Origin of the sequence: Photobacterium satsumensis (genome assembly GCF_050336935.1) — a bacterium.
In the GTDB taxonomy this organism is placed as follows: Bacteria; Pseudomonadota; Gammaproteobacteria; order Enterobacterales; family Vibrionaceae; genus Photobacterium; species Photobacterium satsumensis.
The window spans coordinates 2,186,270-2,203,836 of sequence record NZ_JAKJSK010000006.1; the positions used below are offsets into that span (position 1 = coordinate 2,186,270).

Here is a 17,567-nt window from a genome sequence, read left to right on the forward strand (position 1 = left end):
TTGCTATGTAAGCAAGGGTTACGGCTTACATAGAGCGAAGCCGTTTCAACTATCGGCGCGAGTGACGACCACGTGATGAACGCTCTTTGTGGGCAGAGGCAGCCTTCGCTTGAGACTTCAAAATTGAATCAACAGTCAGTGCCATTGGCTCTTTTGGCTCAAGGCCGTGTGGGAAAGTACGGGCGCGTGGTGGCATTTCAAACTCTTCGCTCGATGCGCGAGGCATGCGCTTAAAGCGGTAAAGGTAAAAATTCTCCAGTTTCTCTCTGGCCCAGTCTGTTTTCTTTAAATACTTCACACTACTGGCAATCGATGGCTTGGTGTTAAAGCAGTTGAAACGCATTGCAGTATCAAGAATGTCCCACCCGTAAAAATCCACCAGCTCTTGCAGTAAGGTTTCTAACTTAAGACCGTGTAATGGGTTATTTTGTTGTAATTCAATTCTTTCTTCATCAGTCATCATAATGAGTTCCTAAGTATCTAGTTAACCAAGGCAAGTTGGGGATTTTCGCTCTAGTCTTCAATCAAACACGGCAGTGTTACAGGCTATTGAACCCAGAAGTAAAGAGGGCATGGGAGTCTAACAGAGTATGACGACCTTCCCTATGATTATTGCAATAAATAGCCAAGGAGCATGCTGACTAAGCTCTTATTAGTTTACCAGCGGTTAAATGGTACTGATAAACAAAAAGCCCTGAGCATGCTCAGGGCTTTTATCATTTCTAATATAGAAACCTAATTATTGGTTTCTAACCAAATTATTTCTCAAGTACAGCCAGTACGTATTCTTTAATTTCTTCAACTTGGCAGTTTGCGAAGAAGCACTCTTGGAAGTGTGCGCTACCAACTGCGGCTTTAACTAGCTCTTGATCGATTGCGCGTAGGCCTTCAACGACATCTTTTGATACCGCGGCTTTCACGTCGTTTAGGATTGCGGCGTTAGCTTGCTGAGGTGCAGCACGCTCAATCGGGTAACCTTCGCCACGTTTGCCAGTAAACGCTTTTTCGAAGATATAACGAACGTTTAGCTCACCAGCCCAGCCAAAACCTTTAGCGAATGCTAGAGAGATAGCGTTACCGTTGTTGATTTGGTTGAAAAGGAAAGCATCAGATGGCTCAAGCGCGTAACCACAAACAACACCTGGGTGCAGGTTACTTGCCATCATTGCGCCTTGACCTGTACCACAACCGGTTACAACGAAATCTACAGCCTTAGAGTTGAGAAGAATGCTCGCCATGATACCTAGGTGAATGTACGTTAGGTGGTGGTCGTTCTCATCTTTCATACCAACGTTGAAAACGTCGTGACCTAGGCCACCAGCAACGTTGTTTAGTTCAGCTGAAACCATAGCGTTCTTTGGCGCTTGGCTGTTTTCCATCATTAGTGCGATTTTCATAACAATATCTCTCTGTCGTTGATGCGGTAAGTATAAGATAGAGATCTAAAAATGAAAAGGCTTTTCAAAAAAATAAAAATTAAATTATTTTTAAAGTGTGATTTTAAGCTGCTTTACCTGGGTAAGTTGTTGGCTGCAACTGAACTAACACACTGAATTTCAGGTTGGGTTGTACTGATTCTGTTGATTATTCTTGTTTGGTTTTGAGTTTAAGTTGTTGTTTTATATTTGCTTGTGTCATCGTTGTTGGTGTTTTTTAGCAGTGTCTCTCTGCCTTGTTTTTACTTTGGAGTAAGACGGAAACGTTGATATCTTGTAATTACCATTTAGTGAAACGCGGTTTCAGTTATTTTACTTCTTTGGTGTTTGATGTAAGATGTAGCCAAGCAACTGATACTCAGAACCATAGAAAAGGTGTTCAAATGTTTGTATTTAATAACGATGTCGTACTAGAAGATTTGGGTGAAGGCATCAGCCGTAAAATCCTAGCTCACAACGACAACATGATGTCAGTAGAAGTGCACTTCGAAGATGGTGCAATCGGTGCGCTGCATACTCATCCGCACGAGCAATTGACCTATGTTTTGTCTGGTGAGTTTGAATTTACCATTGGTAATGATACGAAAATCGTCAAAGCGGGCGATACCATGTACAAAGAGCCAGAAATCTTGCACGGTTGCCGCTGCCTGAAGGCCGGTATTTTGATTGATACTTTTACGCCAATGCGTAAGGACTTCGTAGAGGCATAACCCTTACCCATCATCTTCACTTTAGATACAAAAGGCCAGAGCATCTATCATTGCTCTGGCCTTTTTGTTTGACTGGCTTTTTTATTTGAAAATGGCTTATCGTGCTAACCAGCCACCATCCACTGCCATTGTGAATCCGTTAACATAATTGGCAGCCTCTGAAGCAAGGAACACCGCAGGGCCGGCGAGATCTGCGGGCTCACCCCAACGCTCAGCTGGAATTCGGTCTAGGATTTCTGCATTACGCTGCTCGTCAGCACGTAGTTGCGCGGTATTATCGGTTGCCATATAGCCTGGTGCGATAGCGTTGACATTGATGTTGTGCTTCGCCCATTCGTTGGCCATCAAACGCGTGACACCCATCACGCCACTTTTCGACGCGGTGTAGGAAGGGACACGGATGCCACCCTGGAAAGATAACATTGAAGCCACGTTGATGATTTTGCCGCCCTTACCTTGGGCTATGAACTGCTTGGCAACGGCTTGGCTTATGAAGAAGGTGGTCTTGAGGTTGATGTCCATGACATCATCCCAATCTTGCTCACTGAAGTTGATTGCATCTTCGCGTCGAATAATTCCTGCGTTGTTGACGAGAATATCGATTACTCCGAACTGGGCTAGCGTTGATTCTATAATGTTAGGAATGTCATCAAGCTTCATCAAATTGGCGCGGACATCGATAAACTTGCGGCCCAGCGCTTCGACTTTGGCTTTTGTCTCTTCACTGCCAGATGAACTTACCCCTACAACGTTGCAACCTGCTTGGGCAAGCCCTAGTGCGATACCTTGCCCCAGTCCACGGTTACAGCCAGTAACGATGGCAATTTTGCCTTCAAGATTAAATGCGTTGAGTATCATGCCTATTCCTCGTGATAGTGGCTGGTTGAGCTTGACGAAAGGATATCATCTCTGTGCTTCATTTCAACAAAAAAGAAATAACGTTTCATTTTTGCCATTTGATGATGAGGTGTTCATAATGCCAAGCGGTATCTTGCGATAGGATTTGTTATCAACAACAACCTCCTGTCTGCCTTGTAAGGTGATCAGTATCACATTTACTGTATCTTAGCGGGTAAAATGAACCGCTGTTTTGATTTCCTTCGTGTGTCGGTGCTCAAGTCGACGTATAATGAATGGTATTGAAACTATGTTTTGATTTTTTAATCGTTAAATTTTTTATGTTTGGTGTATTAACTCTTTGCTAGCTAGTCACTTGGAACATGAATCGGAGAAATAGAATGGCCAAAGGTAGTAAAATTGATCTGAGCTTCGAGTCTTTTGAAGACAGTGATACTGGGGTGAAGGTAACTCGCTTGACGCCGAAAGGCATCACTTGTCACCGAAATTACTTCTACCAAAAGTGTTTTACCAATGACGGCAGTAAGTTGCTGTTTGCTGGTGATTTCGACGGTAGCCGTAACTATTACCTACTTAATTTAGAAACGCAGCAGGCGACACAGCTGACTGAAGGCACAGGGGATAATACCTTTGGCGGTTTCATTTCTACTGATGAAAAGCACTTTTTCTATGTGAAAAACGAGCTTCACTTGATGAAGGTGGATCTTGAAACATTAGAAGAGACTGTGGTTTATACCGTTGATAGCGAGTGGAAAGGCTACGGTACGTGGGTGGCAAACTCGGACTGTACAAAACTAGTGGGTATTGAGATTCTGAAATCATGCTGGAAGCCATTGACGGATTGGCAGAAATTCCAAGATTTCTATCATACCAACCCAACCTGCCGCTTAATTAAAGTGGACATTGAAACGGGTGAGCTGGAAGTGGTACACCAAGACGATGCATGGCTAGGACACCCTATCTATCGTCCTTTCGATGACTCAACGGTTGGCTTCTGTCATGAAGGGCCGCATGATTTGGTTGATGCGCGCATGTGGCTGGTTAACGAGGACGGCTCAAACGTTCGCAAGATCAAAGAGCATGAGGAAGGTGAGTCTTGCACTCATGAGTTCTGGATTCCAGATGGCTCGGCAATGGCGTATGTTTCTTATTTCAAAGGCCAGACTGAGCGAGTGATCTATAAAGCTGATCCTGTGACGCTCGAGAATGAAAAAGTGATGGTGATGCCGCCATGTTCACACCTAATGAGCAACTTTGATGGCTCGCTGATGGTGGGTGATGGTTGTGATGCGCCGGTTGATGTGGCTGACAGTGATGGTTACAACATCGAGAATGACCCGTTCTTGTATATTCTAAACACCAAGAACAAGACGTCGGTTCGTTTGGCGAAGCACTCAACGTCATGGGAAGTACTAGACGGTGACCGTCAGATCACCCACCCACACCCTTCATTTACTCCAAATGATAACGGTGTACTGTTTACCAGTGACTTTGAAGGTGTACCAAGCCTGTATATTGCTGATATCCCAGAGCAATTTAAAGCGTAAACGTATCAACTTTTGCGAATATGCCTCTATTTAAACCCGCTTCGGCGGGTTTTTTACTTGCCTCTTCTAATGCCCGTTCAATAAAGCGCCCACCTGTCCATTTCCCCTGCTTGGCTGACGCTATATTCCCTTTAATGTGGAAAAAATAATGTTGGTCAACTGAAACAGAATAAGTTGGTTGTGATCTTGTTTCCTAAGTTGATGATTTATCGGTGATAACTAGACGCAATGTAATTCTACATGCCATTGATCACCAAAATGAAACGAGTGATCGATTAAAATAAAACTGTATTTTAGTGAGTGTGATGGCTTTGCATTGGACGGGGAGATTCGACCAAATATCTAAGTAACGCCACTTGTGACCAGTTTTCGTATCGTTCGAAATTCAGGAGTATGTAGTGCATTATAATCTTACAAGGCTGACTTTTGTTTGTTGTTCAGTATTAGCAATGGTTGGTTGTAACAGCAGTAATGATGGCAAGACAGGAGAGCCTCAAGAGCCTATTTGGCAAGCCATTACGTTTGGGCAATCAACAGACTTAAACTTCAGTTCCAATGTCTTGCCAGATAAAATCGGTTTGAACGAAGTGACAGTGAACGGCAAACCCGTCGAACCTGGCCCCCTTGAAGATGTTGTTACCATCGAAAGCCGGGGTGGTAAAATTACAGGTGGACACGATGGCCTGACTTATTACTACACGCAAATCCCAACCGATCAGAACTTTATCTTAAGTGCCGATATTGTTGTCGAACAATTCGGCCCTGAAACGGATGCAAATCCGAATAACCAAGATGGTGCGGGGATTATGATCCGTGACATCATTGGAACGCCTCGATCAAACCCTCAACCCGAAGGCCATGAGGAGTTTCCTGCAGCCTCTAATATGGTGCTGAATGAAATTCGTCGACATAAATCCAGTGATAGAGAAAACATTACGTTAGCTGCGACGTTCCGCGAGGGAGTTTATGAGCCTTGGGGCACGGCTGGTACGCGAATGACCCGGGACGAATACCAAGTTGCCATTCCATGGGGCGAGGAGCATACATACACATTAAGTGTCTCAAGAACAGATTCAGGCTTTGAGATGACCGCTGAAGGTGAGGGATTCAGCTATTCGGAAACCGTAACTGGGGCCAATGCAAATATTGTTGAAGTTATGGACTCCGATTATCAGTACGTTGGGTTTGTTGCGGCTCGTAATGCAAAAATTGTCGTCAGTAATATTAATTTGTCATTGTCTGACGCTGAGACGGAAGATGCCCCTTTATTCAAAGCTGAAGAAAAGGCATTGAAATGGGATGTTGCCTCAAGCCCGAAGACAGCCAGTGAAAACTATATTGTCCAAGCCCGTGCCAGTTACTCCGGAACTTATCAGGTCTTTCAGGATGGAAACTCGCTAGGGAGTAAAACCGTTGCAGCTGGTGAGATGTTGGTTATGCCAGCAACGATTAGCGTTAGCAGCAGTGAATTTGAAATTGCTTATCAAGCGGCAGAAGGGCCAGATCTTGAGCGTCAGACCAAGCGATTTACTGTGAGCAAAGTGGCGGTGGAGAATGTACTTTCAATTATCGCCAGTGCCGATGGTTCATCAGAGGGTGATGGAAGTGAGCTAACCCCACTCGATATTGAAACGGCCATTGAACTGGTTGCTCCGGGAGGGGTAGTGACTTTAAAAGCTGGCGAGTACAGTGCAATTACTATTCCTGTGTCTGTCAGTGGTTCGCCGGATTTGCCGAAAACATTGCGTGGTGAAGACGGTGTCGTCTTCAAAAATGCGCCATTCACCCACGATGCCAATTACTGGAATATTGAAAATATTACTGTTGAAGGGGCTCGTACCCAAGTCAGTGGCAGCTATAACCATTTCAAGGATATAGTAACTCATAGTGCCCCAGACACAGGTTTTCAGATCTCATCGGGTGATATTGGTCGAGCGTTGTGGCCATCTCATAACATCGTAGAAAATGCCCTGAGTTATAACAATGAAGATCAGGGGCAGATTGATGCTGATGGCTTCGCAGCCAAACTGGGTGTAGGCGACGGTAATGTTTTCATTAACTGTATCGCCCACAGTAACATTGATGATGGTTGGGATTTGTTTAACAAGACAGAGAAAGGCGCAAACGGTGTTGTGACAATCATCGACTCTATTGCTTACAACAATGGGCGGACTTTTAATACTTCAGATCGCCCCAAAGGGTCTATCGGAAATGGTTTCAAACTGGGGGGGGAAGGAATCGCAGTACCTCATATATTAAAAGACAGTGTTTCGTATAATAACAATATGGACGGTATTACTGACAACTTTAACCCCGGTGCATTGGAAGTTGATAATGTGTTGGCCGTTGATAATGCGCGCTACAACTTATTAATCCGTAAAAACCCGTATGGTGATGACTTAAAGCAGGGTGATTTTATCGACATACTGTCAATGCGCTTTGCTGTAAATAGCCAGTATGATGATGTTGTTAATTACGAAACAGGTACAAACAACTGGTTCATGGTTGGTGGTGAATCAGTGAATCCTGAAGGGGGGACTTTAGATCCTCAGCTAATCGCGGATATTGAAGCTGCCGTTGCAATCAATGATGGCAGTCAGGATGGTATGCATCAAGCCGCGAAGGCGTTGAAGAGCATTGTTGATGCGCGTAAGGAATAGCTTTCACAGCTAGTGTTATATTGAGATTAAGCCAAGTCGTAATACGACTTGGCTTTTTTAGGTATAAACAGGCTGTAACGATAACAGTGCCTAAGTGAATACTTACAAGCTGAAGTAGTTCTTTGCGTTGTAGTAACAAATGTCGCTAATCAGGCGCTTGAGCAATGCTTCATCATCGGGTAGTTCGCCCTGCTCAACCCACTCGCCGATCAAGTTACATAAAATTCGGCGGAAATACTCATGGCGGGGGTAGGAGAGGAAGCTTCTTGAGTCTGTGAGCATGCCGACAAATCGCCCGAGTGCACCTAGATTGCCCAGTGTTTTTAATTGGTTAACAATGCCGTCTTTTTGATCGTTGAACCACCAAGCGGCACCGAGCTGCACTTTACCCGGACCAAAGTCACTGTCTTGAAATGCGCCAACCATCGCCCCGAGCACATAGTTATCCTTAGGGTTCAGGCAATAAAGGATGGTTTTGGGCATTGCACGATGATAATCCAGCAAACTGAGCAGCTTTCCTAGATTTTGTGCAATGCAGGTATCGTCTATCGCGCTGAATCCAGTAGCGCCGCCAAGCTGTTCAAAGCGGCGTTGGTTGGTGTCTTGCAGTACACCGATATGGATCTGCATCACCCAGCCAAGATCGTAGTTTTTTTGCCCCAGATACTGGAATAGCTGGGTTTTGAATTGATTGATTTCTCTGTCTGACAAGGGCTGGCCGGCCAGGGCCTTGTCCAAGGCACGGTCGGCATCTTCGAGCGTAGAGTCGCTGTAAGGAACCGTTTTAAGCCCGAGATCCGATAGGCGGCAGCCATGTTCATGGAAAAAGTCAAATCGCAGATCCAATGCTCGGCACAGATTTTCAAAATTGTTGATTCTTAACTCTGTCAGTGAGCTGAGTTTGGCCACCCATGTGACAAACTTTTTGCTGTTTTCTATATTGAAAATATCGTCGGCCCGGAAGGTAGGCAGTACCTTAACGGCGAAGTCGGTTTCTGCTAAGTGACGGTGGTAACGAAGATCACTCAGTGGATCATCGGTGGTACAGAGCGATTCGACATTCATTCGCTCTAGTAACTGTCTTGCCGAGAAGCCGTCACCGTCAATTTGATCATTGCACTGCAGCCAAATCTTATCGCAATTTTCAGGACAGATTAGGTCAGTGACGCCAAAGTACCGTTGTAGCTCCATATGAGCCCAATGATAGAAAGGGTTGCCAACCAGGTATGGGACGGTTTCACACCACTTTTGGAATTTCTCAAAGTCGCTGGCATCCCCGGTTATATAGTGCTCGTCTATACCGTTACTGCGCATTGCCCGCCAAACATAATGATCATGAGATAGCCAAGCATCGGCAATGGAGCGATAGTGGATATCGTGATAGATATCCTGGGCGCTTAGGTGGTTGTGATAGTCAATAACGGGAAGTTCTTTGGCATAGCTGTGGTATAGGTGCTGCGCTGTTGGGGTGCGTAGCAGAAAGTGCTGATCGAGAAAAGTCTTCTTCATAACATGCTCTTCAATGAACGATTTAGCCTAGCTGGCCTGGAACGCTGTTGAAAATAAAATGCCGCCTCAGTTGAATGAGGCGGCATTGATAAGGGATGTCTTGGGATTAACTTTGTGAGGCTAGTTCCCCAGCTGACTCTGGTTTACTTTGAGCACTTTTCTTAAGCATATAACCCGTTAGCAAAATGATACCTGAGCAACCTAGGAACAATGCACGTCCCCATAATGGGTTTGGCAGTAGAACCATGGCGAGCAGACCAACCCCCATCATCATGGTGATGCTACCCAGCTTCTCACGCTGCATTTTGTCGAATTCATCTTGTGAGTCGTCAGCAACACACTCAGTTTCGATGTTCTCGAAGAAGGTATCGATTTCTTTCTTCTCTTCTGCACTGAAAGATTCTTCTTTGTAGAACAGAGTTGTTGCCCAGAAGAAGCTCGCTGTCAGGAACAGGTGCGCAGCAATAGTGATCATTGTGCGTAGCTCACCAATTTCACGACCTGTGAATTCAATACCGATTAGCTGACCAAGCGCTTGAGGGGTAAATACCTTAATACATAGGAAAGAAACAAACATACCGAAGACGACTGTCGCCCATGCTGCCCACTTAGGCGTCTTCTTGATGAACATGCCCATAAACAGTGGTACAAGAATTGGTGACTGTGCCAGTGTTGCAACGGTCATCATTAGGTCAAATAGGCTCAGCTCTTTCAGGCTGCTAAATAGCTGGGCCATCAAGATGACGATGATGCCATTAATTACACATACGATTTGGCCTACACGAAGCTGTGATTTTTCACTGCTAGGTTTGTTCTTGCAGACGATTGGTGTCCAGAAGCTGCGAACAAAGATACCCGAGTTACGGTTCAGGGCTGAGTCCATAGAAGACATGGTTGCAGCGAATAGGCCAGCAACGAGAAGGCCGACAGTACCGATTGGCATCGCATTTTCAGCGAACACCAGATAAACCGCATCAGATGCTTTGTTGCCAAGTGAAGCATATTGAGTTGCTGCCTCAGGGTAAAGAATGGCAGATGCCCATGGTGGGATAAACCAAATGATACTACCAACAGCCATTAGGCCCATTGCCATAAGCGCTGCTTTGCTGGCATTTTTTGAGTCTTTGGCATTCAGGAAACGGTAAGAGTCCTGCATGTTATTGATACTTTGTAGCTGCTTAACAACGAAGAATAAGAAAGTACCAACGACAATCAGACCGTAATTCATATCTGGGCCCATGATGAAGTCAGACGGGAAATTGGCGACAATTTCACCCGGTCCACCAACTTTGATTAGCGCGACAACGGCACAAGCGATAGAGATGATTGCAACAACAAGTGTTTGTACGAAGTCGGATGCGACGACGCCCCATGCCCCGCTCAGAAGAGAGATGGCTAGTACGGCAATACCTGTGATCCAGATAGTGGTTGTCATATCAAAGCCGAATACTGCACCGACGAAGATAGATAAACCGTTTAGCCATACACCTGCATTTAATACACTGAGGGGAATAATCGCCCAGGTGAAGAACTGTTCGTTGGTGCTACCAAAGCGGTTGCGCACTGCTTGTGTTGGGGTATCAACACGAGTTTGGCGGAAGCGCTTGGCAAAATAAAGGTAGGAAACACCGTAAGCAAGAGTATTACCAAAGAATACCGCTGCCGCCATAAAGCCATCGTTAAAGCCTTTACCTGCAGCACCGGTGAAGGTCCATGCACTGAACTGGGTCATAAAGGCTGTTGCCCCCACCATCCACCACAGCATGCGGCCTCCCCCCCTGAAGTAGTCGCTGGAAGAGTTACTGGCCATTTTTTTAAAGGCGAGGCTGATGAAAATCATCAGCATGAAGTACCCGCCTATTACCATAATCTCTGTATTCATAGTGCTCTCTTTGCTTATGCCATTCATCACATATGATGATTGGTCTGTTGCGATTTATAGTTCAAAACTTTATGAGGGGGATTTTATGTATTATTTATCACTAAAACTGTGATCGAAATCAGTTTCGTGAAAAATTGAAACGCAATTTCGTTTTAATTTTGTGGTTATGGTTAAAACGAGTTTTATTTAGTGTCCTCATAACAGCAAGTTAGCAGATTAGAGGTGATGTTTGTTAGTGATGACAAACGTGTAAGCTGTTGTCGAAACTGTGATCTGGTTGGGTATTTACTCATTTTAGGCGATGAAGTCTTGCACTTTGTGTATAATTAAAACAGTGGTTCATAAAAAGTGAGTGGTTTCATGCTTCAGTTTTCAATTGATGAGATGGCGATAATTAAGGGCAAAGATTGCACAAAGATCATCGACAACCTGATTTTAAATAATCATACAATTCTGACTTCGGACACACTGGTTCCACCAGACTCACGTGCAACATGGAATTTGTATTACTTCTGTCCTGAACATGGGGTGCGCTTAGAGTGGCAAAGAAACAGCCCTTGTGCACACCGCTGTCCGGTAGATGGCAAGGTATTTACCGGAGAACCGTATGATGGGGCGTGGTGGCGCTGGCTCAATGGTCTTAACTCAAAGGCCTGTAATGAGTTGGGATTGCTATGGCATCTTACTGGCGAGCAGAAATATTTAGATAAAGTCCGCGAGATCTTGATGGGCTATGCCGATCATTACCCAGATTACGAAGAGCACGGTGGCATTCCTTATAATGGGCCAGGTAAGGCCAATGCCCAGACATTGTGCGAAGCAAACTGCCATATGGACTTTGCTCGCGGTTATGATTTTGTGCGTGAAGCGCTTACAGCTGAAGAGCGGACTCATATTGAGCAGAACCTCTTGCGCGAGGGGGCTGAGTTTATGATGCTGCACCGCAGCGATCAGCTACATAACCATGAAATGAAAATCAGCTCGACCATTGGGGTAATTGGTTTATTGTTGGATGAGCAACGATTTATCGATTTTGCTGTCAATAGCCCATACGGTCTTCGCTATCAGTTGGAACACGGCATTATCGGCGAAGGACTGTGGTTCGAAGGCTCCATCCATTACCACTACTATGCGCTTCAGGCGTTGATGGGGTATGAAATGATGGCGCGAGGTAGTGAATACTCATTAAAAGATCACCCTAGCTTCTTCCAAATGCTGGCATTCCCATTGAAACTGGTTCAAATCGATGGCCGTTTCCCGCGCTTGAATGACTGCATTGCAGGCCAGGAAGTACTTACTCACTCACATCTCTTTGAATATGCTTACAGTGAATTTAATCATCCGTTATTTGCTTCGGTACTGAAGAGTATTTATCAGAATAAAAGCCGCGATAATATTGATGCCTTGCTTTATGGTGTTGATGAATTACCTGCAGATGCCGAACCATTGATCACCCAGCCAATTCATGCTCCTGGTGTTGGATTGACGCTTTGCAAAGACGACACCCGAAATAACATGCTGCTATTGAAGCACACCCCTTATGGTGGCGAGCATGATCACTATGATCGGTTGGGGCTGATCCTCTGCCGTGATGGTAAGGAAATTTTGCCTGATCTCGGTACCACCGGGTACGGCGCAGAGCTCCATTATGGGTATTATAAAAATACCGCGACCCATAATACTTTGGCGGTAAACCAGCAAAACCAGCCACCGGCTATTCCCGAAGTGCTTAGCTTTGAGCAGAAAGATGGCGTTACTTGCCTTGATACCGTAGTTGATTGGTCCAAAGCGCATCCAGGCTTGGATAGCCATACCTTGGTGCATTGGGATGAGGACGCCTATCGGGATGTCCTTTTCAGACGTAGTGTCATTTGGCTTGGCAATGCTGCTATAGAAATCAATCAGGTCGAAAATCCCCATGCTCAGCAACTGGATTTAATCTGGCATGTTCGTGGCCAACATCAGGTGAGTCCACTGGCCGTTGAGTGCGTTAATCCACTAGACGGTCCGCTTGCGCGCATGACCGATTGTAAGAGTCAATCAGTCTCCGGTGTTACAGCGCAGCAGTTTAATATGAATGAGGAAGCACCGTATCAATGCTTTGTCGCAGCGACTGGGGAGTTGCTGACCGGGCAAGCACCGGATAACCCCGCGACCAGCAATTTGTCCTATATGTTGCTGAGAAGCCAGGAGTGCAGTTATAAAGCGGCAGTGATCCATGATTTGGACAGCCAGCAACCTCTTGATAACGCCGATGTTCAATGGGTAGGTGACAGCGCTTACATCAGCTTGAACCGCGGTGGGCACTTGCAGTCAATAAAAGTAGCCTTCTCCGCGAATGGCATTGAATACCACTTATTACCTGACGCCTCCTAGTCAATAGCGGGAGTGAGTGTATTGAGAGCCAGCAATAATTTGCTGGCTTTTTTTATATCGCGTACTGGGATCCCTGAAAAAATATAAAAGATCGCCGGTGGGTGTTGTATTAAGTACTGGGTGTGTAATTTTCATGACATGATATTTAATTTGTATCGGTATCAATATCACCGGCTAAATGTAATTTTGAATACATGAATAGTATGATCTTGATTCACACATAACGAGCCTTTTAACAGGAATATTAAAATAAGGCGACACGCTTTCCTGGCTGAATTTTTTATAAAAGGATAAATTTATACTTTTATATGTTTTTCATCATTTTACCTTCATCAAAGTGACATGCTTACTATTAAAGATGGTTTCCGCCTGTGAATAGGTGTTCATAGGTTAAATACACTTTTAGGGAAGCATTTGTGAAAAATATAATGAAGTTAGTTGGCGTGTTGGCTGCTGTGATTTTGCTGTCTGCCTGTAATTCAAGTAGTTCTGATTCTGATGATGGTAAAGGGTTGGAAGTCACACCGACCGTCCGTTCTCACTCTCATAACGATTACTATCGTGATGAGCCATTCTTTGGTGCGGTAAATTTAGGTTTTGGTAGTTTTGAAGCGGATGTGTTCTACCGCGAAGGCTATGAAGAAGTGCTGGTGGCCCACGATGAGTGGGAAACAGTATTTGAATGGTCGTTTGATGATATGTACATCCAGCCATTGGTCCAGTATGTCAGGGACAACGAATACCGTTTTTATAACAACTGGTCGCACTCTGCTGTTTTACTGATTGATATTAAAACACAAATCGACAGCAACGATAGCGGATATGAAACTTGGCTAGCGGTAGAAGAGGTATTGAGTCAGTACCCAGATATTTTTACAACCTATGAAAATGGTGTCGTGAAGCAAGGCCCGGTCACCGCGATTATCTCAGGTTACCGTCCGATAGAAGAAATGCGCTCTGCCACTAAGCGATACTCGTTTGTTGATGGTCGTTTGGGAGATTTGGGCAATGAAACCGACCCAAGCTTGATGCCACTTATCAGCAATAACTTTAGCTATTTTAACCAACCGCAATTCGGAAATTTCTTTGGTAAAGGCGAATGGCCACAAGAAGCTTTGGATGAGCTGGATAGAATTGTTACCGAAGCCCATGCTAACAACCAAAAAATTCGTTTTTGGGCGACTCCAGAAGGCAATGATTATATCAATAACCATATTTGGAGTGAGTTGGTTAAAGCCGATGTCGACTTTATTAATACCGATCACCAGCAACAATTACATGACTGGTTGCTAGAGAACGATCCGCATCCATCAGAGCCATCGGTTAATTGGTTAGACGACCCATTCTGGGACCCGATGTACCCTTAATTTCATTAGTCGCGGACCACTGATAAAGTCAAAGTAATACTGAGCACACTGCCTTTTCGCAGTGTGCTTTTTATTATTTTACTTTGCCCCTAAAAGCTGACGCTGTTATCCCGGCATTTTTACGAAAGAAGCGGGCGAAATAGGCCGGATCAGTAAAACCGAGTTCGTAACCCACTTCAGAAATTGACATTGCTGTCAGCAGTAACAATCGGCGAGCTTCCTGCATGATCCTGTCTGTGATCAACCGTTTTGAAGAGAGCCCACTTATCCGGCGGCAAATATCATTAAGCCTGGAAGTGGTCAGCCCGATATTCTCGGCATATTGCGGTAGGGTCCAATGGGATCGGTAGTGCTCTTCAATCAGTAAGCTGAACTGGTTGAAAACACTAACATCACTACTGCGGTAGCTGGTTGTCACGGGTTGGTTGTTGGCGTACCGCATTATTTCTATCAAGATCAATTGAAGCCAGGACTGGCTGGCCGTTTCAGCCATAAATTGTTGTTGTGCCGACTCTTTCTCAAGCATTTCGAATAAGGTAAGTAGCGGCGAGGACTCCGGTAGGGGGATACAAAAAGGCTGCATGGCCGTTGAAGCAATATCATTACGGCCTATTTCTATATCGAGTAGCCGCCAAACCAGTTGTTGGCTGGCGGTGATAACGAATCCATGGGCATGGTCGTCGGTAACAAACGAGTGGGGCACGGTAGGTGGCGTGAAAAACAGGGTTTTTCCCTGCATCGAGTAGTGGGATTGATCGAGCAGGACATGAGTGCTCCCTTCCAGAATGCAGTGTATCTGGTAATAGCGATCGTGATAGTGCGTCGGCATGTTACGACCAAAAAACAGGGCAAGACTGTTCAGCCTTTCAAGATGAAACTCGTTATCGTTGTAGCGAGAATCGTAAACTTTTCCGATGTTCAGGTTAGGGATTGTCAGTGCTTCCATGGCGTGGCCTTCCGTATTTTTGTTTTTATTATAGTCGTGATAGTTAACATGTTATCTAAAACGTCGAAAAGTACAATTAAATACTCGTAACATCCATTTAACAAGGGGCGGTGATTTCCCATAATGAGTGTAAAGAAGCCGCTGAAAAGAAACGGCAATGCTCACAATCAAAAGGAACTGGACATGAAGCGACCTAATCCCCTGTTAGAAAAGATGCAAGCTATTCTTCCGACTATTGCTGCTAATGCCGGGCAGGCTGAACTTGACCGCACACCACCAGAAGAGAATATTCGCCTATTGCGAGAAGTGGGCTTTTTCCGCGCTTTACAACCGAAGGCATACGGTGGTTCGGAAATTTCACTGCCTGAGTTTACTGATTGTGTGGCGGCATTGGCAGGAGCATGCGGTGGTACTGCATGGGGGGCCAGTCTGTTAGCCACACACAGTCACCAAATGGCGATGTTTTCCAAGCAGGCCCAAGATGAATTTTGGGGCGATAATCCAGAAGCGACCGCCAGCAGCAGTATTGCCCCATTTGGAAAAACAGAAGAAACCGAAGGCGGGGTGATTTTCAACGGTGATATGCGCTGGAGTAGCGGGAGCGATCATGGCGATTGGGCTATTTTGGGCTTTCTCCGTACAGATGTCAGTGGCAATAAAGTCTACTGTTTTGGCGTGGTGCCACGCCATGAATACAGCATTATTGATGATTGGTATGCGGCAGGTATGCGCTCTAGCGGTACCAAAACGTTAGTGTTAAAAGACGTGTTTATTCCAGAGCACCGTATTGAAACAGCAAAAGGCATGATGGAAGGATACTCTGCGGGATTTGGGCTTTATCCAGACAGTGATATTTTCTATACCCCTTACCGTCCATATTTTGCCTGCGGCTTCGCAGCGATCAGTTTGGGTATTGCCGAGCGTATGCTGGAAGTCTACAAGGAAAAAACCAAAAACCGTGTGCGTGCCTATACGGGGGCTAAAGTAGGGGCGGCAACACCTGCACTTATGCGCCTTGCCGAATCAACCCACCAAGTTGCAGCCGCCCGCGCCTTCCTTGAAAAAACGTGGGAAGAGCATAAGGAGCATGGAGAGCGCAAAGAATACCCATCTGCGGATACGTTGGCTTTTTGGCGAACTAATCAGGCTTACGCAGTCAAAATGTGTATCCAAGCGGTAGATCGCTTGTTTGAAGCCATGGGGGGGATGTCATGGTTTAACGACAATGAAGGTCAGCGTCTGTTCCGTGATTCCCATATGACTGCCGCTCATGCGTATACCGATTACGATGTCTGTGCCCAGATCCTCGGTCGCCAGCTAATGGGCTTGGAGCCGGACCCAAGCATGGTCTGATAACCGCTTTGATCATTTTAGGGTAATCAGATTCAACTTTTGTTGAGTTAAAGCTGACGTTACATTCCAGATTACATCGGGTTCCAGTGTCACAGATATCCTTTACTCTAGCCGTTACTTGTTCTTGGTTTGCGTAAGTTGTTGTTTGTAATTTATTTTTATCTTTTCTGGTTGTGATGGTGAGTGGTTTTAACGAGGATTTTATGAAACAGTTTGTTATAAGCGTGCTTTCAACATAATCAACAGGTAATGAAATATCTGATGATTATAATCAAAAAAACCAGTAATCACTCAAATAATTTTTGCATTAATAAAATTATGTGATAAATTGCTTTCAAGATTTGAGAGCATCAAATTGCGAATAAAAAGATCACTCTCCTTAGAACGGGGGAGGGTGGTTTAAAGGTCTGTTAATGCACTTGCGTGATTGAGACCGACTGGGGAAGCCCAGTAGATATCCTGCTTGGAACCCAGGATATTAGGAACGGGAAACGGCCCTGAGCATAAGCTCAGGGCCGTTTTTTCTTGTCTGGCAAAATGACAGGGCAAGGCGTGGATGTGGCCTAAGTGCTGGCGGTATTGTAACGGCGGTTCCGTCCTGACCAAATCGTCGTGTCTGCCAAATCTTCAATCGGGTTTTCTTCCCTCACCCGGCTTCTTCTCCGGCGATGAAGACTGCCCTGCGTATTCTTTTGGTAGTGGCTGCTAAGCTGCCGGAGGCTCTTGATATCAGCTAATTTCATCGTTCTCTCCTTAAACAGATACTAGTACCAGCATAGTGGTCTTACCTGAATATAAGTTGACGTAGATGCTCAATTGGTTGCATTTGATTGGAGAAATATGTCCCTTTGTTGATTTGTGTGATGTATGTCGAATGGCTGGCGCATTGAGCGCTGGAAAAGGATTTTTCAAGCAAGAGTAAA

General features: G+C 45.2%; 13 protein-coding genes. 6 read left to right on the forward strand and 7 right to left on the reverse strand.

Annotated elements, in window-relative coordinates; genetic code table 11:
• Positions 1–49: 49 nt before the first annotated feature.
• Together L4D79_RS09875 and L4D79_RS09880 are read right to left on the reverse strand one after the other, a co-directional pair.
• Positions 50–460: a VF530 family protein gene (locus L4D79_RS09875; protein ID WP_428651754.1), complete on the reverse strand. Its 411-nt coding sequence runs from the start codon at positions 458–460 to the stop codon at positions 50–52.
• A 298-nt stretch (positions 461–758) separates the two neighbouring features.
• Entirely contained in the window at positions 759–1,397 is a 639-nt protein-coding gene (locus tag L4D79_RS09880) for an RpiB/LacA/LacB family sugar-phosphate isomerase (RefSeq protein WP_428650680.1), read from the reverse strand.
• 422 nt (positions 1,398–1,819) lie between these two features.
• Between L4D79_RS09880 and L4D79_RS09885 the strand changes: the two genes are divergently transcribed.
• Positions 1,820–2,146 carry a cupin domain-containing protein gene (locus L4D79_RS09885; RefSeq protein WP_107349286.1) on the forward strand — a complete coding sequence of 109 codons (327 nt, stop codon included), beginning with the start codon at positions 1,820–1,822 and terminating at the stop codon, positions 2,144–2,146.
• A 96-nt stretch (positions 2,147–2,242) separates the two neighbouring features.
• Here the strand turns inward: L4D79_RS09885 and kduD are convergent, their stop codons facing one another.
• Entirely contained in the window at positions 2,243–3,004 is a 762-nt protein-coding gene (gene kduD, locus L4D79_RS09890) for a 2-dehydro-3-deoxy-D-gluconate 5-dehydrogenase KduD (RefSeq protein WP_428650684.1), read from the reverse strand.
• A gap of 380 nt (positions 3,005–3,384) precedes the next feature.
• Between kduD and L4D79_RS09895 the strand changes: the two genes are divergently transcribed.
• Positions 3,385–4,551 (forward strand): oligogalacturonate lyase family protein, encoded by a 1,167-nt coding sequence (locus L4D79_RS09895; protein ID WP_428650687.1) that lies wholly within the window; start codon positions 3,385–3,387, stop codon positions 4,549–4,551.
• Between the two features lie 398 nt (positions 4,552–4,949).
• Complete coding sequence (locus tag L4D79_RS09900; protein WP_428650690.1) at positions 4,950–7,211, forward strand: right-handed parallel beta-helix repeat-containing protein; 2,262 nt, start codon at positions 4,950–4,952, stop codon at positions 7,209–7,211.
• A 102-nt stretch (positions 7,212–7,313) separates the two neighbouring features.
• Here L4D79_RS09900 and uxaC read toward each other — a convergent pair whose 3' ends face one another.
• Together uxaC and L4D79_RS09910 are read right to left on the reverse strand one after the other, a co-directional pair.
• Positions 7,314–8,720, reverse strand: coding sequence for a glucuronate isomerase (gene uxaC, locus L4D79_RS09905; protein ID WP_428650693.1), 1,407 nt, complete (start codon positions 8,718–8,720; stop codon positions 7,314–7,316).
• Positions 8,721–8,826: 106 nt separating this feature from the next.
• Positions 8,827–10,602, reverse strand: a complete 1,776-nt coding sequence (locus L4D79_RS09910; RefSeq protein WP_428650696.1) for a sodium:solute symporter family protein — start codon at positions 10,600–10,602, stop codon at positions 8,827–8,829.
• A 360-nt stretch (positions 10,603–10,962) separates the two neighbouring features.
• Here L4D79_RS09910 and L4D79_RS09915 point away from each other — a divergent pair, with 360 nt between their 5' ends.
• On the forward strand, positions 10,963–12,978 hold the full coding sequence (locus tag L4D79_RS09915; RefSeq protein WP_428650699.1) for a heparinase II/III domain-containing protein: 2,016 nt from the start codon (positions 10,963–10,965) through the stop codon (positions 12,976–12,978).
• Between the two features lie 416 nt (positions 12,979–13,394).
• Positions 13,395–14,345: a PI-PLC domain-containing protein gene (locus L4D79_RS09920; protein WP_428650702.1), complete on the forward strand. Its 951-nt coding sequence runs from the start codon at positions 13,395–13,397 to the stop codon at positions 14,343–14,345.
• A 73-nt stretch (positions 14,346–14,418) separates the two neighbouring features.
• On the opposite strand, the gene hpaA is transcribed toward L4D79_RS09920, so the two are convergent.
• Positions 14,419–15,291, reverse strand: a complete 873-nt coding sequence (gene hpaA, locus L4D79_RS09925; RefSeq protein ID WP_428650705.1) for a 4-hydroxyphenylacetate catabolism regulatory protein HpaA — start codon at positions 15,289–15,291, stop codon at positions 14,419–14,421.
• A gap of 183 nt (positions 15,292–15,474) precedes the next feature.
• Here hpaA and L4D79_RS09930 point away from each other — a divergent pair, with 183 nt between their 5' ends.
• The gene (locus L4D79_RS09930) at positions 15,475–16,644 is read left to right on the forward strand and encodes a p-hydroxyphenylacetate 3-hydroxylase oxygenase component (protein ID WP_428650708.1); all 1,170 of its coding nucleotides are present in this window, start codon (positions 15,475–15,477) and stop codon (positions 16,642–16,644) included.
• A 563-nt stretch (positions 16,645–17,207) separates the two neighbouring features.
• On the opposite strand, the gene L4D79_RS09935 is transcribed toward L4D79_RS09930, so the two are convergent.
• Positions 17,208–17,387: a hypothetical protein gene (locus L4D79_RS09935; RefSeq protein ID WP_428650710.1), complete on the reverse strand. Its 180-nt coding sequence runs from the start codon at positions 17,385–17,387 to the stop codon at positions 17,208–17,210.
• Between the last annotated feature and the right edge of the window lie 180 nt (positions 17,388–17,567).